General features: G+C 61.7%; 22 protein-coding genes. 18 read left to right on the top strand and 4 right to left on the bottom strand.

The features are described 5' to 3' along the window. Positions 1-262 precede the first annotated feature (262 nt). The 15 genes from fliD to C793_RS0112820 all read left to right on the top strand — a co-directional run bounded on the left by fliD (position 263) and on the right by C793_RS0112820 (position 16,972). Complete coding sequence (gene fliD, locus C793_RS0112890) at positions 263-1,618, top strand: flagellar filament capping protein FliD (protein WP_017431364.1); 1,356 nt, start codon at positions 263-265, stop codon at positions 1,616-1,618. 494 nt (positions 1,619-2,112) lie between these two features. Further along, the gene (rpsT, locus tag C793_RS0112885) at positions 2,113-2,379 is read left to right on the top strand and encodes a 30S ribosomal protein S20 (RefSeq protein WP_017431363.1); all 267 of its coding nucleotides are present in this window, start codon (positions 2,113-2,115) and stop codon (positions 2,377-2,379) included. 117 nt (positions 2,380-2,496) lie between these two features. Beyond that, on the top strand, positions 2,497-4,110 hold the full coding sequence (gene murJ / locus C793_RS0112880; RefSeq protein WP_017431362.1) for a murein biosynthesis integral membrane protein MurJ: 1,614 nt from the start codon (positions 2,497-2,499) through the stop codon (positions 4,108-4,110). A gap of 161 nt (positions 4,111-4,271) precedes the next feature. Beyond that, on the top strand, positions 4,272-5,333 hold the full coding sequence (gene ribF, locus C793_RS0112875; RefSeq protein ID WP_026106290.1) for a bifunctional riboflavin kinase/FAD synthetase: 1,062 nt from the start codon (positions 4,272-4,274) through the stop codon (positions 5,331-5,333). A 7-nt stretch (positions 5,334-5,340) separates the two neighbouring features. Continuing rightward, positions 5,341-8,172, top strand: a complete 2,832-nt coding sequence (ileS, locus tag C793_RS0112870) for an isoleucine--tRNA ligase (RefSeq protein ID WP_017431360.1) — start codon at positions 5,341-5,343, stop codon at positions 8,170-8,172. A 52-nt stretch (positions 8,173-8,224) separates the two neighbouring features. Next, positions 8,225-8,716 carry a signal peptidase II gene (lspA, locus tag C793_RS0112865; RefSeq protein ID WP_245550231.1) on the top strand — a complete coding sequence of 164 codons (492 nt, stop codon included), beginning with the start codon at positions 8,225-8,227 and terminating at the stop codon, positions 8,714-8,716. A gap of 131 nt (positions 8,717-8,847) precedes the next feature. Next, positions 8,848-9,297 carry an FKBP-type peptidyl-prolyl cis-trans isomerase gene (gene fkpB / locus C793_RS0112860; protein WP_017431358.1) on the top strand — a complete coding sequence of 150 codons (450 nt, stop codon included), beginning with the start codon at positions 8,848-8,850 and terminating at the stop codon, positions 9,295-9,297. 84 nt (positions 9,298-9,381) lie between these two features. Further along, positions 9,382-10,395, top strand: coding sequence for a 4-hydroxy-3-methylbut-2-enyl diphosphate reductase (ispH, locus tag C793_RS0112855; RefSeq protein ID WP_017431357.1), 1,014 nt, complete (start codon positions 9,382-9,384; stop codon positions 10,393-10,395). Positions 10,396-10,458: 63 nt separating this feature from the next. Next, entirely contained in the window at positions 10,459-10,881 is a 423-nt protein-coding gene (locus tag C793_RS14815; protein ID WP_017431356.1) for a type IV pilin protein, read from the top strand. Continuing rightward, positions 10,882-11,334, top strand: a complete 453-nt coding sequence (locus tag C793_RS14135; protein WP_017431355.1) for a GspH/FimT family pseudopilin — start codon at positions 10,882-10,884, stop codon at positions 11,332-11,334. Continuing rightward, positions 11,327-11,734 (top strand): prepilin-type N-terminal cleavage/methylation domain-containing protein, encoded by a 408-nt coding sequence (locus C793_RS14130; protein WP_017431354.1) that lies wholly within the window; start codon positions 11,327-11,329, stop codon positions 11,732-11,734. The genes C793_RS14135 and C793_RS14130 overlap by 8 nt, the downstream gene beginning before the upstream one ends. A gap of 11 nt (positions 11,735-11,745) precedes the next feature. Further along, positions 11,746-12,213 carry a PilW family protein gene (locus C793_RS0112835; RefSeq protein WP_017431353.1) on the top strand — a complete coding sequence of 156 codons (468 nt, stop codon included), beginning with the start codon at positions 11,746-11,748 and terminating at the stop codon, positions 12,211-12,213. A gap of 47 nt (positions 12,214-12,260) precedes the next feature. Further along, positions 12,261-13,883, top strand: a complete 1,623-nt coding sequence (locus tag C793_RS0112830; RefSeq protein ID WP_017431352.1) for a pilus assembly PilX family protein — start codon at positions 12,261-12,263, stop codon at positions 13,881-13,883. Positions 13,884-13,957: 74 nt separating this feature from the next. Beyond that, positions 13,958-14,980: a tryptophan--tRNA ligase gene (locus tag C793_RS0112825; RefSeq protein ID WP_017431351.1), complete on the top strand. Its 1,023-nt coding sequence runs from the start codon at positions 13,958-13,960 to the stop codon at positions 14,978-14,980. Between the two features lie 315 nt (positions 14,981-15,295). Then, a complete protein-coding gene (locus C793_RS0112820; protein ID WP_017431350.1) occupies positions 15,296-16,972 on the top strand; it encodes an NAD-dependent malic enzyme in 1,677 nt (558 codons plus the stop codon). A 128-nt stretch (positions 16,973-17,100) separates the two neighbouring features. Here C793_RS0112820 and acnA read toward each other — a convergent pair whose 3' ends face one another. Beyond that, positions 17,101-19,839 carry an aconitate hydratase AcnA gene (acnA, locus tag C793_RS0112815; RefSeq protein WP_017431349.1) on the bottom strand — a complete coding sequence of 913 codons (2,739 nt, stop codon included), beginning with the start codon at positions 19,837-19,839 and terminating at the stop codon, positions 17,101-17,103. Between the two features lie 367 nt (positions 19,840-20,206). On the opposite strand from acnA, the gene trxB reads away from it, so the two are divergent. After that, positions 20,207-21,157 carry a thioredoxin-disulfide reductase gene (gene trxB, locus C793_RS0112810; RefSeq protein ID WP_026106286.1) on the top strand — a complete coding sequence of 317 codons (951 nt, stop codon included), beginning with the start codon at positions 20,207-20,209 and terminating at the stop codon, positions 21,155-21,157. Positions 21,158-21,181: 24 nt separating this feature from the next. On the opposite strand, the gene C793_RS14645 is transcribed toward trxB, so the two are convergent. Continuing rightward, complete coding sequence (locus C793_RS14645; protein WP_281103882.1) at positions 21,182-21,811, bottom strand: GspH/FimT family pseudopilin; 630 nt, start codon at positions 21,809-21,811, stop codon at positions 21,182-21,184. Positions 21,812-22,046: 235 nt separating this feature from the next. Beyond that, positions 22,047-22,319, bottom strand: coding sequence for a PP0621 family protein (locus C793_RS0112800; protein WP_017431346.1), 273 nt, complete (start codon positions 22,317-22,319; stop codon positions 22,047-22,049). A 181-nt stretch (positions 22,320-22,500) separates the two neighbouring features. Between C793_RS0112800 and C793_RS0112795 the strand changes: the two genes are divergently transcribed. After that, entirely contained in the window at positions 22,501-24,135 is a 1,635-nt protein-coding gene (locus C793_RS0112795) for an NAD+ synthase (protein ID WP_017431345.1), read from the top strand. An 81-nt stretch (positions 24,136-24,216) separates the two neighbouring features. Here C793_RS0112795 and C793_RS0112790 read toward each other — a convergent pair whose 3' ends face one another. Beyond that, positions 24,217-25,020 carry an outer membrane protein assembly factor BamD gene (locus C793_RS0112790; protein WP_017431344.1) on the bottom strand — a complete coding sequence of 268 codons (804 nt, stop codon included), beginning with the start codon at positions 25,018-25,020 and terminating at the stop codon, positions 24,217-24,219. A 169-nt stretch (positions 25,021-25,189) separates the two neighbouring features. Between C793_RS0112790 and rluD the strand changes: the two genes are divergently transcribed. Next, a complete protein-coding gene (gene rluD, locus C793_RS0112785; protein ID WP_017431343.1) occupies positions 25,190-26,149 on the top strand; it encodes a 23S rRNA pseudouridine(1911/1915/1917) synthase RluD in 960 nt (319 codons plus the stop codon). Positions 26,150-26,180 lie beyond the last annotated feature (31 nt).

The raw sequence follows: 26,180 nt of genomic DNA, 5'->3' as shown, positions 1-26,180 counted from the left end.
TCGATAAAAGGAATCGGCCACACGAGCTGGCTGATAAGACCGGCGGCGTATTGCAACAATGCCCGGTTTCCATGGCCGAATTTTCATGGCCCGGTTTCCATGGACAAGGTTCCACGGCTTGTGTATTCGGGGTTAAAGTTGGCCGGCATGCGGCCGACATACTATAATACGGATAACGTCACCATGACGGATACACATGGAGTGATAACGTCGCAACGGATAATTCGTGGGGTCGCTGCCCTATGAAAAGGATGGTTTTAACATGGGTACGATTACATCACTGGGTATTGGTTCAGGCCTTGACCTGAACGGCATGCTGGATCAGCTCAAAAACGCTGAACAGCAGAAACTCAAGCCCGTTGAGCAACAGATAGACAACCAGGACACCCGAATCTCGGCGTTCGGCCAGCTGAAGAGCGCGCTCTCCGAGTTTCAGGATGCCTCGAAAACGCTGAATGACAGCAACCTGTATTCAAGCCTGTCGACCAGCACCAGCGGCGACGCCGTTGAAGCCTCTGCCGATAAGGAAGCCGTGGCCGGCAGCTACGAAGTCACGGTAAACGAACTGGCATCGCGCGGCACCCTGGCCTCGGAAGGTGTTGACGATACCGAAAGCGACCTGACCAATGGTTCGGAGCAAACGCTCACCCTGAACTTTGAAGGTAAAGGTGATCAGACCGTGGATATTGCGGCCGGCAGTTCGCTGGAAGATGTCCGCGATGCGATCAACGCCAATGAAAACGCCGGTGTCAATGCCAGCATCGTCAATGACGGTAGCAGCAGCGGCAACTATCGTCTGGCGCTGAGTTCGGCAGAGACTGGCAGTGACGCTTCGGTCAACAACTTTTCGTTTGGTGGTGATCTGAACGCCGGTGTTGACGGTGGTGATGGTGTCTTGCAGAAAGGCAGCGATGCGGATCTGACGGTCAACGGCGTTGGTATCACCAGCGGTAGCAACCAGGTCGAAGGTGCTATTCAGGGCGTAACGCTGGATCTGGCCGAAGCCGGTGACAGCACTGTGGAAGTCCAGCAGGATACGCTGGCCGTGCGCGAAGCGGTAAACGGCTTTGTTGATGCCTACAACGGCCTCAAGGAAACCACCGGCGACCTGACATCCTTCAACGCCGAGACCGGCCAGGCCGGCGAGCTTAACGGGGATAGCTCGGTGCGCATGGTGGAATCGCGCCTGCGCAGTGTAATGGGCGGTTCCAGCGATACCGGCAGCGAATTCTCCATGCTCAACGACGTCGGCATTTCCATGGAGGTCGACGGCACCCTCTCGCTGGATAGCGACAAGCTCGACGATGTGCTTTCCAACGACCAGCAGGCGCTGTCGGACTTCTTCACCGGCGTTGACGGCAAGGAGGGCTTTGCCGCCCAGGCCGAAACAACGGTGGGCCAGATGCTCAGCGATAACGGCGCGGTAGAAAACGCCATTACCGGCGCTGAAAACCGCATCGAATCGCTCAACCAGCGCCACGAGCGCATGGAGCAGTCGGTCGATCGCACCGTCTCCCGCTATCGCTCCCAGTTCAGCGAGCTGGATAGCATGGTGGCGCAGATGAACCAGACCAGTAGCTATCTCAGCCAGCAGCTGAGCGGGCTGGGCGGCCAGTAAGTTATTGCCCACCCGGCGCTACGGCGCAGTAACAGCCCGCCTTTCAGGCGGGCTGTTGTCTTTGTGCTAGGTTTTTTCGTCAGCGGTTCGGCTCCTGAGTCGCCGGCCAGCGGCAATGTCCGGCCTGGGTCATGGCGCTGGCCAGTCAATACCGCCTGTGCTAGGATGCGCCATCCTCTCAGACATGCCCGTATAAAGCCCTTGTCGGCAGATGGCCTTGCCGCCTGTACGACACTGACTTTGGCGAGATATAGCTTTTAGCGAAACGTCGCTTTTAGCGAAATACAGCTTTTGGCGAGAGACGGTATCCGTGAGGACAGCAGCCGGCGACAGACCGTACAGTGCGGCCTGCCCGGCACGCGGATACCCGAATCGCGGTTTAACGCAGCGCCGCACCGGCGGCGACGTTGAATTCGGTCAGTATCGAATTCAACCAACATTGAATTTACCCGTGGCTGCCAGGCCGGCAGCCTCATTCTCCAAGGAGATAGCCCGTGGCGAACACCAAACAAGCCCGCAAGCGTGCCCGTCAGTCCGAGCAGCGTCGCGCTCGCAAATCCAGCCAGCGCAGCATGGCGCGTACCTACGTCAAGCGTGTGATCAAGGCCGTTGAAACCGGCGATCACGCTGCGGCCATGGCGGAGTTCAAGGCAGCGCAGCCGGTGATCGACCGCATTGCCGACAAGGACGCCATGTCCAAGAAAAAGGCCGCACGCCTGAAAAGCCGCTTGAACAAGCGCGTCAAGGCACTGGCGGCGTAAGCCGGCAGGCGCCCGAAAAAACCGGCTGCGGCCGGTTTTTTTATGCCCGGCAAACAGCGCCGTTGCCGCAAACCCTCAATAAGGGCAGGCCCGCAGGACGAGCACGGAATACAAGCGATGAGCACAGAACCCCCGGCCGGTACAGATCACCCGAACCGCGCCCCTCGGGCGGCCGATAAAACCGCGCCGCCGGTACGCAAGGGGCTGATAGGTTCGGGGCTGGTTGTCAGCTCCATGACCCTGCTGTCTCGGGTCATGGGGCTGGTGCGCGACGTGGTAATTGCCGCGCTGCTGGGTGCCGGCGGCGGGGCCGATGCGTTTTTTGTCGCTTTCAAGATCCCCAATTTCCTGCGCCGGCTATTTGCCGAAGGGGCCTTCAACCAGGCGTTTGTGCCGGTGCTGTCGGAATATTCCATTCAGCGCTCCCGGGCCGATATCCGCCAGCTGCTGAACGCCACCGCCGGGAGCCTCGGGGCGGTGCTGGCGCTGTTGACGGCGCTGGCCATGTTCGCCGCGCCCTGGCTGGTCTGGGCCTTTGCCCCGGGCTTTGGCCGCGATCCCGACAAGCTCGCGCTGACCGCCGACATGCTGCGGCTGACGTTTCCCTATCTGCTGCTGATTTCGCTGACGGCGTTTGCCGGCAGCGTGCTGAATACCTGGAGCCGCTTTGCCGTACCGGCCTTCACGCCGGTGCTGCTCAACCTGTCGCTGATCGGCGCGGCGCTGTTGCTGACCCCGCTGATGGACGTGCCGGCGATGGGGCTGGCCTGGGGCGTGTTGATTGCCGGCTGCGCGCAGCTGGGGTTTCAGGTGCCGTTTCTGGCGCGGCTGGGGCTTTTGCCCGTCCCCTGGCCGAACTTTGCCCACCCCGGCGTCAGGCGCATTCTGAAGCTGATGGCGCCGGCGCTGTTCGGCGTTTCGGTATCCCAGATCAACCTGCTGCTGGATACGGTGCTGGCGTCGCTGCTGGCCGGCGGCAGCGTTTCCTGGCTGTACTATTCCGACCGCCTGGTAGAACTGCCGCTGGGCGTGTTCGGCGTCGCCATTGGCACGGTGATCCTCCCGGCGCTGTCGCGGCGCCATGCCGATCAGTCCCGGGAGCACTTCTCCGCCATGCTCGACTGGGCGATCCGTATGGTATTGCTGCTGGGACTCCCGGCGGCGCTGGCGCTGGCGGTGCTCGCCGAGCCGCTGTTGACCACGCTGTTCCATTATGGGGCGATGACCGATCGGGATATGCAGATGGCCGCCATGAGCCTGCGGGCCTATGCCTTCGGGCTTCCCGCGTTCATGTTGATCAAGGTGCTGGCGCCGGGCTTTTTTGCCCGCCAGGACACCAAAACGCCGGTCAAGGTCGGCGTGGTGGCGATGGTGGCCAATATGCTATTCAATCTGGTGTTGATCTGGCCGCTGGCCCACGCCGGGCTGGCGTTGGCTACCGGGCTCTCGGCCTGCCTGAACGCCGGGCTGCTGGGCTACCTGCTGCGCAAGCGCGGCGTGCTGGTTTTTCAGCCCGGCTGGGGGCGCTTTGCCGTGCAGCTGCTGGGCGGCTGCGGGGTAATGGTGGCGGGGCTGTTTGCGCTGGCCCCCGACGGGCAGGCATGGTTTGATTTCAGCCTGATGCAGCGCGTGGGCCGGGCCGCGTGGCTGGTGGTAGCCGGCGCGAGCCTGTATTTTGCCTGGCTGTGGCTGGCCGGGCTCAGGCTGCGGCATCTGCGCATGAACAGTTAGCGATAAAGCGTTAGCCGGCCCGCCGATCGACCAGGCCTGGAACCCGGCGCCGGGTGGGGTATAATCCCGCGTTGTACGCGGGCGTAATGGCCATGAGGGGGCGTCACTCCATAGCCGGAAAACCAGCGGATATCCGGCAACCAACCAACGGCTGAGGTGGCATGCACGTCATACGAGGTTTGCACAATCTACCCGCATCGGGCCGGGGTTGCGTGGCAACCATCGGCAATTTTGACGGCGTGCATCGCGGCCACCAGGCCATACTGCAGCAGTGCCGCGAGCACGCTGCACGCCTGAATCTGCCGCTGACCGTGGTGGTGTTCGAGCCCCAGCCCCGGGAATTTTTCGCTGGCGACCAGGCGCCGCCACGGCTGACCCGGCTCGGCGACAAGGTCCGCCTGCTGCAGCATTACGGCGTCGACCGGATTCTGTGCCTGCCGTTCAACAACGCCCTGCGCAGCCTGACCGGGCGAGAATTTATCGACCGGATACTGGTCGCCGGGCTGGGCGTCGAGTACCTGGTAGTGGGCGATGACTTTCGCTTTGGCTGCGACCGCCAGGGCGACTTTGCCCTGCTGGAAGCCGTGGGCCAAGAATGTGGTTTCGGCGTGGAAAATACCCGCAGCTTCAACCTGGACAACGAGCGCGTCTCCAGCACCCGGGTGCGTACCCTGCTGGCCAGCGGCAATTTTCACGCCGCGGCGCGGCTGCTTGGGCGGCCCCATGCGCTGGCGGGTCGCGTGGTGCGCGACCAGCAGCTGGGCCGCACCATCGGTGCGCCCACGGCCAACCTGCCCATGCTCACGCAGCCGCTGACCCTGCGCGGCGTGTTTGCGGTCATGGTGGGGCTGGAAGACGGCAGCTGCTACACGGGGGTGGCCAACGTCGGCTTTCGCCCCACGGTGGCGGCCAAACGGCCAACGCTGGAAGTGCACCTGTTCGATTTCAACGGCGATCTGTACGGGCAGCGGATGACGGTTGTCCCCTGCGCCAGGCTGCGCGGTGAAGTGACGTTCGACGACCTTGACGCGTTGAAGCGCCAGATTGCCCGGGACCAGGCGAGCGCCCGGCGCTATTTCGCGCCGTGCCGGCTCCCGGCGGACAGCACCACGCTGCATGATATGGATGCCTTGCCGCTGGCGTCGGCCCCGCCCGGGCCGGAAGCGGCATTCTCTTTTGATTCTTCCTCGGCGGATAGCGCCGCCGACGCTAACGACGGCTGACCGGACTATGGATTACAAGCACACGCTGAACCTGCCCGAAACCGATTTTCCCATGCGCGGCATGTTGCCCAAACGCGAACCCGGGCGCGTCTCCCGCTGGCAGGACATGGATATTTACCAGCGCCTGCGCCAGGCTCGCGCGGGCAAGCCGCTGTTTGTGCTTCACGATGGCCCTCCCTACGCCAACGGCAGCATCCATATCGGCCACGCGGTCAACAAGATTCTGAAAGACATCATCGTCAAGTCGAAAAACCTGGCGGGCTTTGATGCGCCCTACGTGCCGGGCTGGGACTGCCACGGCCTGCCCATCGAGCACAAGGTGGAAACCACCCACGGCAAGCATCTCGAAGCCGCCCACGCCCGGGATCTGTGCCGCGAATACGCCGGCGCGCAGATCGAAACCCAGCTGGCCGAGTTTGTTCGCCTGGGCGTGGTGGGCGACTGGGACCATCCCTACCGCTCCATGGACTATGCCAACGAAGCCGGTGAAATCCGCGCGCTGGGCGAAATGGTAGAGGCCGGCTACGTGTTCAAGGGCCTCAAACCGGTGAACTGGTGCTTCGACTGCGGCTCGGCGCTGGCCGAGGCCGAGGTCGAATACGCAGACAAGAAATCCGACGCCATCGACGTCGCCTTCCCGGTGGAAGACGCCGACTCCCTGGCGGCCGCATTCGGCCTTGAGGCGCTGCCCAAACCGGCGGCGGTGGCCATCTGGACTACCACGCCCTGGACCATTCCCGCCAACCAGGCGCTCAACGTCCATCCGGACTTCACTTACGCGCTGGTCGACGTGGGCGAACGCCTGCTGCTGGTCGCCGAAGAGCTGGTGGCCAGCTGCCTCGAACGCTTTGGCCTCGCGGGCAAATCGATTGCCACTGCGCCGGGCAGGGCGCTGGACCTGATTCGCTTTCGCCACCCGCTGTATGCGCGCCTGTCGCCGGTGTATCTGGCCGACTACGTGGAATGCGAAGAGGGCAGCACCGGCATCGTTCACTCCGCGCCGTCCTACGGGGTCGACGACTTCAACACCTGCCGCGACCATGGCATGGAGTTTGACGACATGCTCAACCCGGTGCAGGGCAACGGCGTCTACGCCGATGATCTGGAGCATTTCGGCGGCCAGATGATCTGGAAGGCCAACCCGCATATCGTCGACAAGCTGCGTGAAGAAGACGCGCTGCTGGCGCACATCCCCATCACCCACAGCTACATGCACTGCTGGCGGCACAAAACGCCGGTGATCTATCGCGCCACGGCGCAGTGGTTTGTGGGCATGGACCTGCCCGGCAAGGGCGGCAAAACGCTGCGTGAGCGTGCGCTCGAAGGCGTCGACGCCACCCGCTTCACGCCGGGCTGGGGCCAGGCGCGACTGCACGCGATGATCGCCAACCGCCCCGACTGGTGTATCTCCCGCCAGCGCAACTGGGGCGTGCCGCTGCCGCTGTTCCTGCACAAGCAAAGCGGCGAGCTGCATCCGCGCACCGTAGGGCTGATCGAAGAAGCCGCCAGGCGGGTCGAGCAGGGCGGCATCGACGCCTGGTTCAAACTCGACCCGGCAGAGCTGCTGGGCGCCGAGGCCGAGAACTACGACAAGGTCACCGACACCCTCGACGTCTGGTTTGACTCCGGCACCACTCACCGCCACGTATTACGCGGCTCGCACCCCCACGGTCATGAGTCCGGCCCCCGCGCGGACCTTTACCTGGAAGGCTCGGATCAGCACCGCGGCTGGTTCCATTCGTCGCTTTTGACCGGCTGCGCCATCGACGGCCACGCGCCGTACCGCGAGCTGCTGACCCACGGCTTCACCGTGGACGCCCGGGGCCGCAAGATGTCCAAGTCCGCCGGCAACGTCGTCGCGCCCCAGGAAGTAATGGACAAGCTGGGGGCGGACATTCTGCGTCTCTGGGTCGCTTCCACCGACTACTCCGGCGAAATGGCCGTGTCGGACGAAATCCTCAAGCGCACCGCCGACGTTTACCGCCGCATCCGTAATACCTCGCGCTTTTTGCTCGGCAACCTCACCGGGTTCGAGCCCTCGCGCGATGCCCTGGCGTTTGGCGACATGCTGGCGCTGGACCGCTGGGTAGTCGACCGCGCCGCACAGCTGCAGGCGCGTATTCACACAGCTTACGAAGAGTACCGCTTTCTCGACGTCTACCAGCAGGTGCACAACTTCTGCGCCGGTGAGCTGGGCGGTTTCTATCTCGACGTGATCAAGGATCGTCAGTACACCACCCAGGCCGATTCGCTCGCGCGGCGCAGCGCCCAGACCGCGCTGTACCATGTGATCGAGGCGCTGGGCCGCTGGATTGCGCCGATTCTGTCGTTCACCGCCGAGGAAATCTTCGAGCATATCCCCGGCGAGCGCGGCGACAGCGTGCTGCTGGAAGAGTATTACACCGGCCTGGCCACCCTGGACGCCGACGCCGAGATGGGCCGCGATTTCTGGGCGCAGCTCCTCGACGTCAAGAACGCGGTGAACAAGTGCCTGGAAGACGCGCGCAACGCCGGGGTGATCAAGGGCAGCCTGGCCGCCGAGGTCACGCTTTACGTGGATGAAGCGCTACACGCCACCCTGGCCCGCCTGGGCGACGAGCTGCGCTTTGTCATGCTCACCAGCGAGGTAACGCTCAAGCCGCTGGGCGAGGCAAAAGACGCCGAAGCCACCGAGCTCGACGGCCTGAAAGTGGCGGTCAATGCCAGCGCCCACGCCAAGTGCGAACGCTGCTGGCACCACCGCCCGGACGTCGGCGAGCACGCGCAACATACCGACCTCTGCGGGCGCTGCATCAGCAACCTGCCCGAGGGCGAAGGCGAGACCCGCCGCTATGCCTGATAACCGCGGGGCACAGACGCCGGCGCCCGGGCACCGTGCCATGCACAGGCCCATGCACAGACCCATGCGCTGGCTGTGGCTGGCGCTGGCGGTGTTGGCGCTGGACCTGGCCGTCAAATATGCCGCCAGCCACTGGCTCGGCTATGCGCAACCCGTCGAGGTGACGGCGTTTTTCAACCTGACGCTGGTGCACAATACCGGCGCGGCGTTCAGCTTTCTGGCCAGCCATCCGGGCTGGCAGCGCTGGCTGTTTGCCGCCATCGCCGTGGGCGCCTGTATCGGGCTCGGGATATGGCTGATGCGATTGAAAGCCAACGAAAAACGCCTGGCCGCGGCGCTGGCGCTGATTATCGGCGGAGCGCTGGGCAACCTGTTCGACCGCGTGGTGCACGGCTACGTGGTGGATTTTCTCTCGTTTCACCTTGGCGGCTGGTACTACCCGGCGTTTAACGTCGCCGATATCGGTATTACGCTGGGCGCCATCGGCCTGATTCTGGAATCCATCCTGGGCGATCGGCGGCGGAAAAAAACGCCGGCGGCCTGAGCTCGTTGCTGTCGTCCGGCTCTCGTCAGCCAACTTTCGTCAGCCAACGCTGTCATTAGCCCTGTCGTCCCTATTCAATTTCCCATTGGCGTCGTTTATACACGAGGCACGCATACGCGAGGCACGGTCCCATGAGCCACGATTACCTGATTGATGAAGGCATGGAAATTACCCTGCACTTCACGCTGAAGCTGGAAGACGATACGGTGGTCGATTCCACAAAAGACAAGGATCCGGCCACCTTCGAGTTCGGCGACGGCAATCTGCCGGCCGGCTTTGAGCATCCGCTGAAAGGCCTGGCGGCCGGTGCCCACGAGCACTTCAGCATTCCGCCCGAACAGGGGTTTGGCCAGCACAACGAGCAGAACATTCAGATCCTCAAGCGCGAGGATTTCGGCGATGAGACCCCCGAGCCCGGGCTGATGCTGTCCTTTGCCGACAAGGCGGGCACCGAGCTGCCCGGCGTGGTCAAGGAAGTCGACGGCGACCGCGTTGAAGTGGATTTCAATCATCCGCTGGCGGGGCGCACCCTGACGTTTGAGGTCGAGGTCATCAGCGTTACGCCGGCTGTTACGCATTAACGCGGCCGCACAGCGCTGTTTCGTTCACCCTGCGCCGCGCAGCGCGGCGCGTTTTCATCGATGAGCTGTCATCAAGGCGATACCATGCAGACTGATTCCGTGCAGCGTTATCCGGCGCAGACCGGCGCGGCAGAAGCGCCGCCGGTAGCGATCAAGCTGGCCAACCCGCGCGGCTTTTGTGCCGGTGTGGACCGCGCGATTGATATCGTCAACCGCGCGCTCGACGTCTTCGGCCCGCCGATTTACGTACGCCACGAGGTAGTGCACAACCGTTTTGTCGTGGAAACCCTGCGCGAGCGCGGCGCCGTCTTCGTCGAGGAGCTCGACGAAGTGCCCGACGACGTGATCGTGATTTTTTCCGCCCACGGTGTCTCCCGGGCGGTGCAGCAGGACGCCGAGCGCCGGGGGCTGAAAGTCTTCGACGCCACCTGCCCGCTGGTGACCAAGGTGCACATGGAGGTGCTGCGCTACGCCAAACGCGGCCAGGAATGCGTGCTCATCGGCCACCACGGCCACCCGGAAGTGGAAGGCACCATGGGCCGCTACGATACCTCCCACGGCGGGCGGATCTATCTGGTGGAAGACGAGGCCGACGTCGCCCATCTGGACGTCAAAAGCCCTGACACCCTGGCGTTTGTGACCCAGACCACGCTGTCCATGGACGATACCGCCCAGGTTATCGACGCGCTGCGTGAACGCTTTCCCGCGATTCAGGGGCCGCGCAAGAACGACATCTGCTACGCCACGCAGAACCGCCAGGACGCGGTGCGCGACCTGGCCGATGAAAGCGACCTGGTGCTGGTGGTGGGCAGCCCCAACAGCTCCAACTCCAACCGCCTGCGCGAACTCTCCGAGCGCATGGGCACGCCGGCCTGGCTGATCGACAACGCCGAGCAGATCGACGCCGACTGGCTGGCGGGGGTCGGCAAGGTCGGCGTTACCGCCGGCGCCAGCGCCCCGGAAGTGCTGGTCAAGGGTGTGATCGAACGCCTGCAGGAGCTTGGCGCCAGCCTGCCCGACGAACTCGCCGGGCGCGAGGAAGACATCACTTTTTCCATGCCCCATGAGCTGCGTCAGGAAGTGATCGCCACGGGCTGATGCAATCCGTAACGGTTTGCGACATACTGAAAAGGTATGTGCCGACTGCAAGGAGCATCCGCCGTGCCCGACTCTCCTGCCCGCCACCGCGCTGGCGCTCTCGCTGACCGCCAGCGCGGCTTTACCCTGATCGAACTGCTGATCGTGGTCGTCATCATCGGCATCCTGGCGACCATCGCCTATCCCGCCTATACGAAATATGTCGAGCGCGGCCAGCGCGCCGACGCCCAGGCCGTTATGCTGGACATTGCCAGTGAGCTGGAGCGTTGTTATACCCGTAACTACAGCTATAACTCCTGTGATAAGGCCGAAACAAAAGCTGGAAACGCCAAAAGCGAGCTGTATGAAAAATTTGAGATAACAAAACCAGACAAGGCCAATGAGTACATGGTGTCGGCCAACAAAAGCGGCAGCCGTGCCAAGGATGGGTGCGAAACTCTCAAGCTAAAAAGCAACGGTGAGCAACTCCCCGAAGGTTGCTGGTAAATGCAAAGGGTGCGTGGTTTTACTCTGATCGAGCTTCTGGTGACGCTGGCCATCGCCGGCCTGCTCGCCACCATCGTCGCGCCGTCAATGTCGACGTTTATGGCGCGTGCCCGGCTTGCCAGCGACGTGAACCAGGTGGTCTCGGCTTTCAATTTTGCTCGCAGCGAAGCGATCAAGCGTCGTACCAATGTGACCGCAGAGCTGCAGTCGGACGGTGACGGTTGGCGTATCGATGTCCGGGAAAAGGAAGGGGATGATATTCGCCATGTCACGGGGGGCGGCCAAAACGTTAGCGTTACCCCGGCCAAGGTAACGTATGGCCGCCTGGGCATGGTGGATAGCTGTTCACCGTGCAATTTGACCGTTGAGCCCGAGGATAGCAAGGCAGGTGACCCGCGCACTATCAAGATCAGCAAGGCAGGCGGGCTGACAATAGAGGACGACGATGACTAAGCAGGGAGGGTTTACTCTGATCGAAGCGCTGGTTGCGCTGCTCATACTCTCGCTGGGGATGCTGGGCATTGCCGCCATGCAGCTGAATGCCCTGCACAGCGCCACCCGCAGCTACCAGCACTCGGTCGCCACCCTGGCCGCCGTCGATGCCCAGGAGTGGCTGTGGGAAAAGCTGGAAAAGGCGGACGACTGCAGGAATCTCGACGGCGAGATAGAGTCTGAATGGAAAGATCATTGGGAAAACGATAAGTCTTCCAACCCGCTGCGTAATGCCGGCTCGTTGGATATCGTTCCTAAAGGATGCACCTATACCATCAGCATACCTCTGGGTAGCGCCGAGAACGATGACGATGAAGGCTATAGTACCGTGACGTACCGGGTTCGCCTGCCAGAAAAATAGGGAAATGTGCCATGACGACAACCTCACGACAAACCGGCTTTACCCTGGTCGAGCTAATGGTTGCCTTGCTGATCGGCAGCATCGTCGTGCTGGGCGCCGGCTATCTGTTTTTCACCACCTTCCAGACCTTTCAAAAGGTAGACGAACTGAGCCGAAAGCAGGAAGCGGTAATCTTTGCTGCCCACACCCTGAGTTCTAGCATCAGGAAGGGTAAAGAGGACTACGAGCTGAAGTGCAAAAAGTTAGACGATCAATGTCGATGTACGCTTATAGATGAAAATAATGATGGCCAGCCGGTGGTAACGTTTTCCCGATCGTTTGATGAAGGCTCTTCAAAAGAAGATTGTCAAGAGATAGAATTAATCGATGATGATAATATTATCTCTTTACCGCTGGAAGAAAATGGTAAGGATATCATGTTTAAAGTGACTAATCGCCCTCGGGTGTTGAATGAATATCTTTCTGACGAAGATGATTAATCGGATGAATATCGCGTAGCCAAAGCGTTATTAGAGGTGGGTAAGGCATGAAAGAGCAACGTGGGGCAGCCCTGGTGATTGTCATGGCGCTTTTGACCGGCGCGATGGTGGTCGGCGTGGCCGGGATGCAAAGTACGCTGGTTGACGAGCGCCTGGCGGGTAACTATAGCGCCTCCGTTCAGGCGCAAATGAACGCTGAGCAAGCGGCTGCGGCGGCTGCTAAAGATATAAAGAATAATAGCTATTCGGAGAGTAAGACTGATGATGATTTATCTGAATTTAATGATGGTAGGGAGGGAGATAATAAGGTAAAGACCAAAGAAGAATTAAGAAATATTAGTTACTCTGAAGCTGAGGCTGAGGCTGAGGAAAAAGATATCCTATTGAAAAAGGGTAAAAACTGCACAGGTGAAGAAAACGAGTGCTTTTATTTTCCTATTAAAATAGGTGAGAAAAAGTATTGGGCGGCATTCGGCGCAGTAAAAAAGAAAGATAAGCTGGTAAGTCAGCACGTTGTGTTGGTTGGTCTAAAAGAAAATGGAGATGAAGATGGAGGTGGAGATGAATCTTCTCAGGGTGCAAATAATTCTTTCCCAGGCCAAGACATTATCAATGCGTTCAACAAATACGGAGTTCTGAGCGATAAAAAAATCGAGATTGAAGCTGATAACGATAAAAATATTCCATTTTATGGTCTTATACACACCAATAAGAAAAATGATGAAGTCGATGATCTAGAAGTAAGTTTGGAAGGCGATAAAAAGTATTCAAGAATTACAACGCGAAATGATTATTATTTTGCAGTTCCAGCGTTTGGTTTTAACGGTTTTTTGGATAAGGTAAGATCAGAGTTTTTGCCTGTTGAGATGCCAAAAGATAAAGGCTGTGATTTCAGTGGCAACTATGAATTGAGCGAAGGGAAGCATTACTGTGCTGATAAAGTTGAGGTAGAAGAATCCTCCTCTATAAAAGAATCTGATGTTTACCTTGAAAAGAAGTTTTATTCAGAAGGTGATGTAAGTATTGAAGGGTCGAAGGTATACTTTGCCAGTAAGTTCGAGATAGATGGCAGTTTGTCCATCAGCAATGATTCTACGGTTTATTTTGGTGATACGGTTGAGATAGATGGCGATTTTTCTATTGGTGGCGATGTTTTTGTTGATGAAGAATGTAGCAGTAAGTCTACTGTTTACTTTGATGATAAGTTAGATGCGGATGCTGGTTTTGATATTAGTTGTTCAAGAATCGTCGTGAATGATAAGATAGAAATCGGTGATGACGATGATGATGGTGGTGGTTTTAGCTTGATAAATGCCGTCGTTGTTTCAGGAAAGAAAATAGAAATTGACGCTGCTGATGAACCCATAATAAAAACCGCGCTGATAATGTCGGGCGGCAAGATTGATGTGGAGTTTGAGAATGAGGCACGGGTGAATGGCGGCTGGTTTTACAGCGGCAAAAAAATCGAAATGGAGATTGATGAAAGTCCCAACATGGAATTCTGTGGCGGATTGATAGCAAAAGGAAAGATTGATTTTGAAGCAGACCCATCCATCAAAAAATTTTACAGCAGCGGCTATAGTGAAAAATGTCCTGAATTCAGTGGCTTTGATGGCCCACTGATGGACGGCGCAGGCAAGACGGGCTCAGGCTCAGTGACCTGGGAGTAAGCTGCAAGTGCCTATAGCCACACGCGCAACTGTGTGACAATAGCCGCCTGACCTTGCTGAAGAAGTGCGTAACCATGACCGATTCCCCCAAAACCCGCGTGCTGACCGGCATTACCACCACTGGCACGCCCCACCTGGGCAACTATGTGGGCGCCATCAAGCCCGCGATCGAGGCCAGTCGGGACCCCAACGTGCAGTCGTTCTACTTTCTGGCCGACTACCACGCGCTGATCAAGTGCCAGGACCCCAAACGCGTGCAGCAGTCGCGCCGTGAAATCGCCGCGACCTGGCTGGCGCTGGGGCTGGATACCGACAATGCCGTGTTCTATCGCCAGTCGGATATTCCCGAGATTCCCGAGCTGACGTGGATGCTGTCCTGCGTCTGCGCCAAGGGGCTGATGAACCGCGCCCACGCCTACAAGGCCGCCGTGGCCGAGAACGAAGCGGCCGGCAGCCAGGACGCCGACAAGGGCGTGACCGTGGGCCTGTTCGGCTATCCGGTGCTGATGGCGGCGGATATTCTGATGTTCAACGCCAACCGCGTGCCGGTGGGCCGCGACCAGATTCAGCACATCGAGATGGCCCGGGACATCGCCGGGCGCTTCAATCACCTTTATAAAGGCGAGTATTTCACCCTGCCCGAAGCGGCGGTAGACGAAAACGTCGAGGTGCTGGGCGGGCTGGACGGACGCAAGATGTCCAAAAGCTACAACAACACCATTCCGCTGTTCGTCTCCGAGAAAAAGCTGCAGAAGCTGGTGCGCAAGATCAAGACCAACTCGCTGGAACCCGGCGAACCCAAGGACCCGGACAGCTGCACGCTGTTCCAGATCTACTCGGCCTTCGCCAGCGCCGACGACACCGCCGACATGCGCCGCCGCTATGCCGAGGGCATTGGCTGGGGCGAGGCCAAGGACCAGGTGTTCGAGCACTTGAACGCCCACCTGGCCGAGCCGCGCGAGCGCTACAACGCGCTGATGGACGATCCCGGCCATATTGAAGCGGTATTGCAGCAGGGCGCCGATCGCGCCCGGGAAGAAGCCGCCACGACGATGACCGCGCTGCGCCAGGCGGTTGGCCTTGGCCGCTTTATCTGAATAGCCCTGTGCGCTGTGCCTCGGGCGTCTGGCGCCGCGCCTTGCAGCCCCCTCTGTCAGCCTTGTTGCCTGTCGTTTTGACACGCCCGGTTTTCACGCCGGGCTTTTTGCGTCAAGGTTGTATGCAATACATGATGCGGATTGTACACACGCCGGCTTTTACCCCGCCGGCGTGTTACATTACGCGCCGGTAGTTGCTATCAGTCGTTGCCACCAACCCAACCCTGTTAGCTCAAGAATCGTGCCGGGTATAAGCTGTTTTCCCGCTGGTCGATGTCACCGTTCGCCGTTAGTCAGCCGTTTTAGAGAGTCGCCATGACAACCAACAAACGTCCCCTGTATATCCCCTACGCCGGTCCCGCCCTGCTGGAAATGCCGCTGCTGAACAAGGGCAGCGCGTTCAGCCAACAGGAACGCCTGGCGTTCAACCTGATTGGCTTGCTGCCCCAGGACGAGGAAACCATCGAGGATCAGCTGGCGCGTGCCTACCGTCAGTATCAGCAGTGCAACAGCGACCTGGAGCGGCATATTCACCTGCGCGCTATCCAGGACGACAACGAGACGCTGTACTTCCGGCTGGTATCGGACCACCTGGAAGAGATGCTGCCGATTATCTATACCCCTACGGTGGGCAAGGCGTGCCAGGAATTTTCCAATATCTACCGCAACCACCGGGGGCTGTTCATCAACTACCCCGACCGCGACTACATGGACGATATCCTGCGCACCGCGACCAAGGATAACGTCAAGGTGATTGTGGTGACCGATGGCGAGCGCATCCTCGGGCTGGGTGATCAGGGCATCGGCGGCATGGGCATTCCCATCGGCAAGCTGTCGCTGTATACCGCCTGCGGCGGCATCAGCCCGGCCTACACGCTGCCCATCACGCTGGATGTGGGCACCAATAACCAGGCGCTGCTGGACGACCCCATGTACATGGGCTGGCGGCACGAGCGCGTCAGTCAGGAAGAATACGACGCCTTCATGGCCGAGTTTATCGCCGCGGTGAAGCGTCGCTGGCCCAACGTGCTGCTGCAGTTTGAGGACTTTGCCCAGGCCAACGCCGTGCCGCTGCTCGAGCGCTACCGCGATGAGCTCTGCTGCTTCAACGATGATGTGCAGGGCACCGCCGCCGTGGTAGTCGGCACACTGATGGCCGCCTGCCAGGCGCGAAAGCAGACGCTGGCCGACCAGCGCGTGGTGTTCGTGGGCGGCGGCTCCGCCGGCTGCGGCATTGCCGAGCAGGTGATTGTCTCCATGCAGGCCGAGGGCCTGAGCGAAGAAAAGGCCCGCGAGCAGGTCTTCATGGTCGACCGCGAAGGCCTGATGACCAACGACCAGGACTGGCACCGCGACTTTCAGCGCCGTCTGGCGCAGGATGCCTCGCTGGTGACCGACTGGGATGGCCAGGGGCTGGAAGAAACCATCGCCCGGCTGCAGCCGACGGTGCTGATCGGCGTGTGCGGCCAGAAAGGCATTTTCACCGAGCGCGTGGTACGCACCATGCACCGGGGCTGCGACAACCCGGTGATTTTTCCGCTCTCCAATCCGACCTCGCAGGCCGAGGCGGTGCCGGAAGATATTCTGGAATGGACCGACGGCGAAACCCTGGTGGCAACGGGCAGCCCCTTTGCGCCGGTGGTTCACAACGGCCGCAGCATTCCCATTGCCCAGTGCAATAACGCCTACATCTTCCCCGGTATCGGCCTGGGCGTGGTCGCCGCCAGGGCGTCCCGGGTGACCGATGAGATGCTCATGAGCGCCTCAAGGGCGCTGGCCCGGGAAGCGCCGCTGGTCAAGGAGGGCAAGGGAGCGCTGCTGCCGCCGCTGTCGCGCATCCGCGAAATCAGCATGGCCATTGCCTTTGAAGTAGCCGCCCAGGCCCAGCACGACGGCGTGGCCCTGAACACCGACGGAACCCAGCTGCGCGCGGCCATCCGCCGCAACTGCTGGGAGCCCGAGTACCGCGCCTATCGGCGCCGTTCCATGTAGCCGTTGCATGTAGCCGCTCAGGCACCCGGGCCGGCACGCACCGCACCCCAACCGGCAGCCACAAAAAAGCCCCCGCCAACCCTGGTTGGCGGGGGCTTTCGCTTTACAGCGTTTCCTGCGTGATCGGTTTAAGCCGCGCCGATCATCTTGCGCAGCACATAGTGCAGGATGCCGCCGTGACGGTAGTACGAGAGCTCGTTCTCGGTGTCGATACGGCACTTGGCGTCGAGCTTGTGCACGTCACCGCCGGGGGTTGTGATGGTGACCTTGACGCTGCCGCCCGGCGTCAGCTCGGAAAGGCCGCTGATCGAGACCTGCTCGTCGCCGGTGAGGCCCAGCGCCTTGCGGTCCTTGCCCTCGGGGAACTGCAGCGGTACCACGCCCATGCCGATCAGGTTGGAGCGGTGGATACGCTCGTAGGACTCGGCCAGCACGGCGCGTACGCCCAGCAGGCGCGTGCCCTTGGCGGCCCAGTCGCGCGAGGAGCCGGTGCCGTACTCCTTGCCGGCAATGACCACCAGCGGCGTGCCTTCCTGCTGGTACTGCATGGCGGCGTCGTAGATCGCCATCTGCTTGCCGGAGGGCACATGGCGGGTTTCGCCGCCGACCACGCCGTCGAGCATTTCGTTTTGAATACGCACGTTGGCAAAGGTGCCGCGCATCATCACTTCGTGGTTGCCCCGGCGCGAGCCGTAGGAGTTGAAGTCCACCGGCTTGACGCCGTTGTCCTGCAGGTAGCGGCCGGCAGGGCTGTCGGGCTTGATCGCCCCGGCGGGCGAGATGTGGTCGGTGGTCACCGAGTCGCCGAGCATGGCCAGCACGCGCGCATCGGCCACGTCTTCCACGGCTTCCGGCTCGCGGGCCATGCCGTCAAAGAAGGGCGGATGCTGGATGTAGGTGGAATCCGGCCATTCGTACACCTGGCTTTGCGGCACGTTGATGGCCTTCCAGGTTTCGTCGCCCTCAAAGACGGCGGAGTATTCCTTGTGGAACATCCCGGTATTGACCTGCTCCACGGCCTGGGCGATTTCTGCCTGCGACGGCCAGATATCCTTGAGGAAAACCGGGTTGCCGTCGTTATCGGCTCCCAGCGGCTCATCGCTCAGGTTTTTCTGCACGTTGCCGGCCAGCGCGTAGGCCACGACCAGGGGCGGCGAGGCCAGCCAGTTGGTCTTGATCTGCGGATGCACCCGGCCTTCAAAGTTGCGGTTGCCCGAAAGCACCGAGGCCACGGTCAGGTCGCCGTCGGTGACCGCCTTTTCGATTTCATCGGGCAGCGGGCCGGAGTTACCGATGCAGGTGGTGCAGCCGTAGCCCACCAGGTTGAAGCCCAGCGCATCGAGGTCATCGTTGAGCCCGGCGGCGGCGAGGTAGTCGGTGACTACCTTGGAGCCCGGTGCCAGCGAGGTCTTGACCCAGGGTTTGGTGACCAGACCTTTCTCCCGCGCCTTGCGCGCCAAGAGCCCGGCGGCCATCATCACGCTGGGGTTGGAGGTGTTGGTGCACGAGGTAATCGCGGCGATGACCACCGCCCCCGGGTTGAGCTTGAAGTCTTCACCCCGGTAGCTGACGTCCTGGCTGTCGGTGTGCTCGTAGCTGCGATCCACGCCCACGGCAGTTTGTCCGCCTTCGGAGAACAGTCGGCCTTTTTCTTCGGTCGACATGGCCTTGTTGTCGTTTTCCATGACCCTGGCGAACGCCTGGGGCATGTCGTCCAGAGTCACGCGATCCTGAGGGCGCTTGGGGCCGGCCAGGCTGGCCTGAACGTCGTTCATGTCCAGCGCCAGGGTATCGCTGAAGACTGGCTCTTCACCGGGCTCGCGCCACAGGCCCTGTGCCTTGGTATAGGCTTCTACCAGCTGTACCTGGTCTTCGTCGCGGCCGGTCAGGCGCATGTAGCGCAGGGTTTCTTCGTCCACCGGGAAGAAGCCGCACGTCGCGCCGAATTCCGGCGACATGTTGGCGATGGTGGCGCGGTCGGCCAGCGGCAGGTCCTTGAGGCCGTCGCCGTAGAACTCGACGAACTTACCCACAACGCCTTTTTCGCGCAGCATTTCGGTGACCGTCAGCACCAGGTCGGTGGCGGTAATGCCTTCGCGCAGCTTGCCGGTGAGTTTGAAGCCGACCACTTCGGGAATCAGCATGGAGACCGGCTGGCCGAGCATGGCGGCTTCGGCTTCGATGCCGCCCACGCCCCAGCCGAGTACGCCCAGGCCGTTGATCATGGTGGTGTGCGAGTCGGTACCCACCAGGGTGTCGGGGTAGGCCAGGGTGTTGCCGTCCTGTTCCTTGGTCCAGACCGCCTTGCCCAGATATTCCAGGTTGACCTGGTGGCAGATGCCGGTGCCGGGGGGAACCACGCGGAAGTTGTCAAAGGCGTTCTGGCCCCAGCGCAGGAATTCGTAACGCTCACGGTTACGCTTCATCTCGATGTCAACGTTGTCGTTGAACGCCTGGGGGTTGCCGAACTTGTCCACCATGACCGAGTGGTCGATGACCAGATCCACCGGCGACAGCGGGTTGATGCGCGCCGGATCGTCGCCGAGCTTCTGGACTGCATCGCGCATGGATGCCAGATCGACCACGCCGGGCACGCCGGTGAAATCCTGCATCAGTACCCGCGCGGGGCGGTAGCCGATCTCGCGGCTGGATTTGCCTTCCTTCTGCCAGTCCACCAGCGCCTGAAGGTCGTCGGCGCTGACGCTTTCATCGCCGGCGAAGCGCAGCTGGTTTTCGAGTAGAATCTTGAGCGTCTTGGGCAGCCGATCGATATTGCCCAGCGCGTCGGCGGCGCTGGGCAGGCTGTAATAGTCGTACTGCTCGCTGCCAACGTCGAGGGTTTGGCGCGTATCGGGGATTTTGCTCATGCGACTCTCCTTTGCTGACCGGGTCCAGACCGACAGGCCCTGACCAACCGAACTCCGAGGGAGCCGGGCGGGCCTGCGACGGTCATGCCCGTGATAACGAGACCACGGATGAACGGGCTTTGCGGGGTGTTTTCCGCCATGAGAAAAGGGCTTTTCCATGGTCGGATTCCGTTGGTTTGGGCCTATCCTATCGATACTGAATGGGGGCTGACGAGGCCTGTTTCAAGGATCTACGCCCAATGGCTAAGGTTTTGTTGGCCGGTCCTTGCGTCTGAAGAACGCCGAGCGCACCCTGCACGGGGCCGGCACAGCGCTCCGGCGTACGCTCGATATTCTTGATCTGTTGATGACGAAGAAAGGTGTTTTCATGGAAACGCGGCACGAACCCCTGATTATTCTCGGCTCCGGTCCGGCGGGCTATACGGCAGCAGTGTATGCAGCGCGCGCCAATCTCAAACCGCTGCTGATTACCGGCATGCAGGCGGGCGGCCAGCTGACCACGACGACCGATGTGGATAACTGGCCGGGGGATGCCGAAGGCGTGCAGGGCCCCGAGCTGATGGAGCGCATGAAAGCCCACGCCGAGCGCTTTGATACCGAGGTGCTGTTTGACCACATCAACGATGTCACCCTGGGCGAGCGCCCGTTCACGCTGACCGGCGACAACGGCGTTTATACCTGCGATGCGCTGATTATTGCCACCGGCGCCAGCGCCCGCTATCTGGGCCTGCCGTCGGAGCAGCAGTTCATGGGGCAGGGGGTGTCGGCCTGTGCCACCTGCGACGGTTTTTTCTACCGCAATCAGGAAGTCGTGGTGGTGGGCGGCGGCAATACCGCCGTGGAAGAAACGCTGTACCTGGCCAACATTGCCTCGAAGGTCACGCTGGTCCACCGCCGCGATTCGCTGCGGGCGGAGAAAATCCTGCAGGACAAGCTGTTCGCCAAGGTCGAGGAAGGCAAGGTGGTCATGGAGTGGAACCACACCCTGGACGAGGTGCTGGGCGACAATACCGGCGTGACCGGCGCGCGTCTCAAGTCCACCGAAGACGGCAGCACCCACGAGTTGGATGCGCCGGGCGTGTTCATCGCCATTGGCCACAGTCCCAACACCGGCCTGTTTGACGGTCAGCTGACCATGAACGGCGGCTACATCGAGGTAACGTCGGGGCTGAACGGCAACGCCACCGCGACCAGCGTGCCCGGCGTATTTGCTTCGGGCGATGTCATGGACCACGTCTATCGCCAGGCGATTACCTCCGCCGGCAGCGGCTGCATGGCCGCACTCGATGCCGAGCGCTACCTGGACGGCCTGGCCTGATGAAGGGCCGCCCGTTCGCCAGGGTCAGGTGTTATCCGTCGCAGCGGTGCAGGTCGTCTTTTCCAGCCGGGTGCGCCCGAGCTGGCTGAGTATCAGCTCGGTGCCCCTGCCGCCCGGCTGGCGATGATCCGCCGGGCAGAGGGTAAAAGTTCCGTTGTGCCCGCCGCTATGGCCCAGCATGTTGTACTTTACCCGCTTCCAGCCGCGGTTGTAGGTAACGCGGGCGTCGATGCCGGGAAATACGCGCTGAATATGGTCGGGATCAATCTCGGCCTCGGTGCTGCCGGCGACTACCAACAGCGGCTTGCTCCAGTCCGTGCCGCAGGTCGCTTGAGCGGTTTTATCCGCTGCCCGTGGGCAAAGAGACACCTCGGCATGGCGCGTGATGGCGGTGTTGCGCGTCAGAGCCAGCGCATCCTGTAGCTGCATCACGGCCGCGCGGCGCGCGTTGCGCTCGGCCAGAGCGCGCATGCCGGGGTAGCCCACGTTGGCAATCATGACGATCAGAGCCATTACCACCAGCAGCTCGATGAGTGTCACGCCCTGCTGACGCGCCCCGTTTGTATATGCCCCGTTTATATATAACCCGTGTGCATATGCCCCGTGTAGATACGCTCTGTGTGGATACGCCCTGTGCTGATGTGCCCTTTCCATGGCCATGCTCCCTGCCCGATGCCGTCACAAAGTGGCGGACTTTTCCCTGCTTACTGAGTGCTTTGCTTACCGAGTTCTTTTTACAGCGTGCTTGCTTGCAGGGTAGAGGGGTGCGGCGTGCTGTCTGTAAGACAGAACGCAACATCATCGGCGTTAGCGGCTTACCCGGCGGTAAGCAGCCTGCCAATCAGATTTGGGCGAATAGCGAGGGGAGGTGGGCTACCGAGGCCGGCCATCACCGGCGGTCGTCGGCCTGATCCTGCTCCGCGATAAAGCGGTCGCGGTGGGCGGCGCAGCAAAACCATTCGGCGCGCTTGCGCAGCGCTTCATTTTCCGGGACGTGAACGTCGCACCAGCGGCAGCGCACCATCTGCCCGCCGTCGCGGCGGCGCTCCTGCGCCAGGCGTGCGGCACGCTCGGTTTTCCACTCGCGGTAGATGCCGTACAGCTTCAGGCCGGCGAAAAACAGCACGCCAAAAATGATCAGCCGAATAATCAAGAGGTTCATCCTTCGTGTCTCCCGGTGTCGAGCCTGCCGGCCTTTGCCAGTCGGCAGCGCTTGCGGGACAATGCCACAGGACGCTGTGCAAGGACAGCGCCAAACGCGCAAGCCGGTTCCCGGGCCCGGTGCGATACACCACGGGGCGCCCGGCTTTACCCCTCTGGATTTTCAAGAGATTTCAACGCCCATGCAAGACTTGACGCTGGTGATGGCGCAATTCGACCCCCTGGTCGGGGATATTCCGGGTAACGCCGCGCGGGCCATCGAGGCCGTGCGCGAGGCGCGCATTGAGCATCGGGCGGATGTGGTGGTCTTCCCCGAGCTGTTTCTTTCCGGGTATCCGCCCGAGGACCTGCTGCTGCGCCCCTCGCTGGAGGCGCGCCTGGACGAAGCCCGGGCGACAATGGCAGAAAAAATGGCCCGCGATGTGCTGGTGATCATCGGCTATCCCGGCGTGCGCGAGGGTCAGCGCTATAACCTGGCCGGCGTGCTCTACAACGGCCGCTGGGAAGCCGAGTATGCCAAGCAGACGCTGCCCAACCGCCAGGTGTTCGATGAGCAGCGCTACTTTGCTCCCGGCACTCAAACGCTGGTCCACGAGCACAAGGGGGTTCGGCTGGGTCTGCTGATTTGTGAAGACCTGTGGCACGAAGCGCCGACCGATGCTGCACGCGCTGCCGGCGCCGATGCCATCCTGAGTCTCAACGCTTCGCCCTACCACCAGGACAAGCCCGCCGAGCGGCTGCGCCTGCTCGAAGCGCGGAGTGCCGGAGCGGGCTGCCCGGTGGTGTACGTCAATACCATCGGCGGTCAGGACGAGCTGGTGTTCGACGGCGGCTCCTGCTGCCTCGACGGCGAAGGCAAACTCGCGGTGCTGGCGCCGTACTGGCAGCCGGGGCTGATGCCGGTGCAGCTTCGCCGCCAGGATAGCGGCGCCTGGACGCCGGGGGACGGCGAAATCGAGCCCGACGTCGATCCTGAAGAGAGCCTTTACTGCGCGCTGGTCACCGGGCTGCGCGACTACGTCAACAAGAGCGGCTTTGACGGCGTGGTGCTGGGGCTGTCCGGCGGGATCGACTCGGCGATGTCGCTGGCGATTGCCGTGGACGCGCTGGGGCCCCAGCGGGTTCGGGCGGTGATGATGCCGTACCACTATACTGCCGATATTTCACGTGAAGACGCGGCCCAACAGGCCGATATGCTCGGCGTACACTACGAGGTGCTGCCCATCGAGCCCGTGGTGGAGTCCTTCATGGGCACGCTGGCCGGCGTGTTCGAGGGCACCGGGCGTGACACCACCGAAGAAAACCTCCAGGCGCGCTGCCGCGGGGTGTTGCTCATGGCGCTGTCCAACAAGAAAGGCCTGATGGTGCTATCCAGCGGCAACAAGAGCGAAATCGCCGTGGGCTATACCACGCTCTACGGCGATATGGTCGGCGGCTATAACGCCATCAAGGATGTCTACAAGACCTGGGTGTACCGCTTGGCGCGCTGGCGCAATGCTCAGTCGCCGGCGATCCCCGAGCGGGTCATCGAGCGTCCGCCCTCGGCGGAGCTGGCGCCCGACCAGCAGGATAGCGACTCGCTGCCCGACTACGACGTGCTCGATGCCATTCTGCAGCGCTATATCGAAGGCGACATGAGCGCCGAGGCAATCATCGCCGTGGGCTTTGACCGCGACGATGTCTATCGGGTTATCAAGCTGGTGGATCGCTGCGAATACAAGCGCCGCCAGGCGCCGGTGGGCGTGCGCGTTACGCCCCGGGGCTTCGGTCGCGACCGGCGCTATCCGCTGGTCAACGGCTGGCAGCCGGGGGAGTAGGGTCTTCAGCAGCTGATTCGGGCACAAAAAAGCCCGCCGGAGCCAACGAATCCGGCGGGCCAGGTATCTCATTGTAGATGATCAGTGTTTGGGCTTGAACTCGCCGTTTTTCAGCTGGTCGTGGTCCGGCGCGTTGTCTTTCAGGACCTTGAGCACTTCCTCGGCGCGGTCGTCCATGCCCAGCCCCTGGTAGCCTTCCACCATGGTGGCCAGCGCATCGTCGGTGGCGTTGGAGTCGGGGTAGTGTTCCAGCACCCAGCGGCCGCGCTTCACCGCGGCAACAAAGGCGCCGCGCCGCAGGTAGTAGTCGGCGCTGTGGAGCTCGTGCCGGGCAAGCAGCTCGCGCAGGTACACGATGCGCTGGCGGGCATCCGGCGCGTAGTCGCTTTGCGGATAGCGCCTGAGCAGGTCGCGGAAATCGTTGTAGGCGTCGCGGGTGGCGCCCAGGTCGCGTTTGGAAATATCAATCACGCGCAGGCGCTCCATGCTGAAACGCCCGGCCTGCCAGGCGGCCAGGCCGCTGAGATAGTGCGCGTAGTCGACCTGGGGGTGATCCGGGTGCAGGCGGATGAAGCGGCTGGCGGCGGCCCGGGTTTCTTCCCACTTGCTGTTCTCGTAATAGGCGTAAATCAGCTCCAGCTGCGCCTGTTTGGCGTGCTTGCCGAACGGATAGCGCGAATCCAGCGCTTCGAGCCGTTCGGTCGCGGTGGTGTACAGGTTGCGGTCGAGCGCGTCGCGGGCCATTTCATAGAGCTCGCGCTCGCCGGTATTGGCATACTTGCCGGCATCCACGTCGGGCCGGGTGTCGTTGCCGGCGCAGCCGGCGAGTAGCGTCAGGCTGAGCGCGACGGCGCCAAAACGGGTCGCTGCGGAAAAAACGCGCATGAAGTTCCTCGTGACAATCAAGCCTGGATCACCGAAAAGCGGCGACGGCCGTGGTAGAATGAACGCAGTTGACACACTATAAAACACCTCGACGCAAAACGCAGGCATCATCGATGCTGCGCGTACGCTCAAGGACTTCCGCTGATGATTTTGCCCATGACTGTGACCTATGACCCGCACCGTTGAAGCCAGGGCGCGCGTACCGGAAGCGCTGGCCGGCACGCGCCTGGACCGGGCGGCCGCCGAGCTGTTTCACGACCATTCACGCGAACGGCTGAAGGCCTGGATCAAGCGCGGTGAGCTGACCGTTGACGGCGCTCAAACCCGGCCGAGGGCGCGGCTACACGGCGAGGAAACGCTGGTGCTCGATGCCGTTGTCGAAGACGAACAGCGTTTTGTGGCTCAGGATATCCCGCTCGACGTGATATTCGAGGACGATCATCTGCTGATCGTCAACAAGCCCGCCGGCATGGTCGTGCATCCCGCCGCCGGTAATCCGGATGGCACGCTGCTCAACGCGCTGCTGCATCATCATCCGCCGCTGGCCGAGATGCCCCGGGCGGGCATTGTGCATCGCCTGGACAAGGATACCACCGGCTTGCTGATGGTCGCCAAGACGCTGGCAGCGCAAACCGCGCTGGTGGAGCAGCTGCAGGCGCGTACGGTGTCGCGCGAGTACGATGCCGTGGTTATCGGCACGCCGGTGGCCGGCGGCAAGGTGGATGCGCCCATTGGCCGCCACCCCGGAGACCGCAAGCGCCAGGCCGTGAACGCCTCGGGCAAGCCGGCGGTGACCCACTTTCGCCTGGTCGAGCGTTTTCGCGCTCATACCCATCTGCGCTGCACCCTGGAAACCGGCCGCACCCACCAGATCCGGGTGCACATGGCCCACGCCCGCTATCCGCTGGTGGGGGACCCGCTCTACGGCGGCCGGCCCCGGCTGCCGCCGCGGGCTTCCGATACGCTCAAGGAGATTCTGCGCGAGTTTCCCCGCCAGGCGCTGCACGCCCGCCGGCTGTCGTTTGACCACCCGCACAGCGGCCAGACGCTGACCTTTCGTGCCCCGCTGCCGGATAACCTCTTGATGCTGATCGACTTCCTGCGCGAAGACCACGAAATGATGCGGTAAACCACGACAACATGCGGTAAACCCGGAGACG

This window comes from Vreelandella jeotgali Hwa, from assembly GCF_000334215.1.
GTDB lineage: Bacteria > Pseudomonadota > Gammaproteobacteria > Pseudomonadales > Halomonadaceae > Vreelandella > Vreelandella jeotgali.
This window is presented reverse-complemented; position numbering and strand designations above follow the sequence as displayed.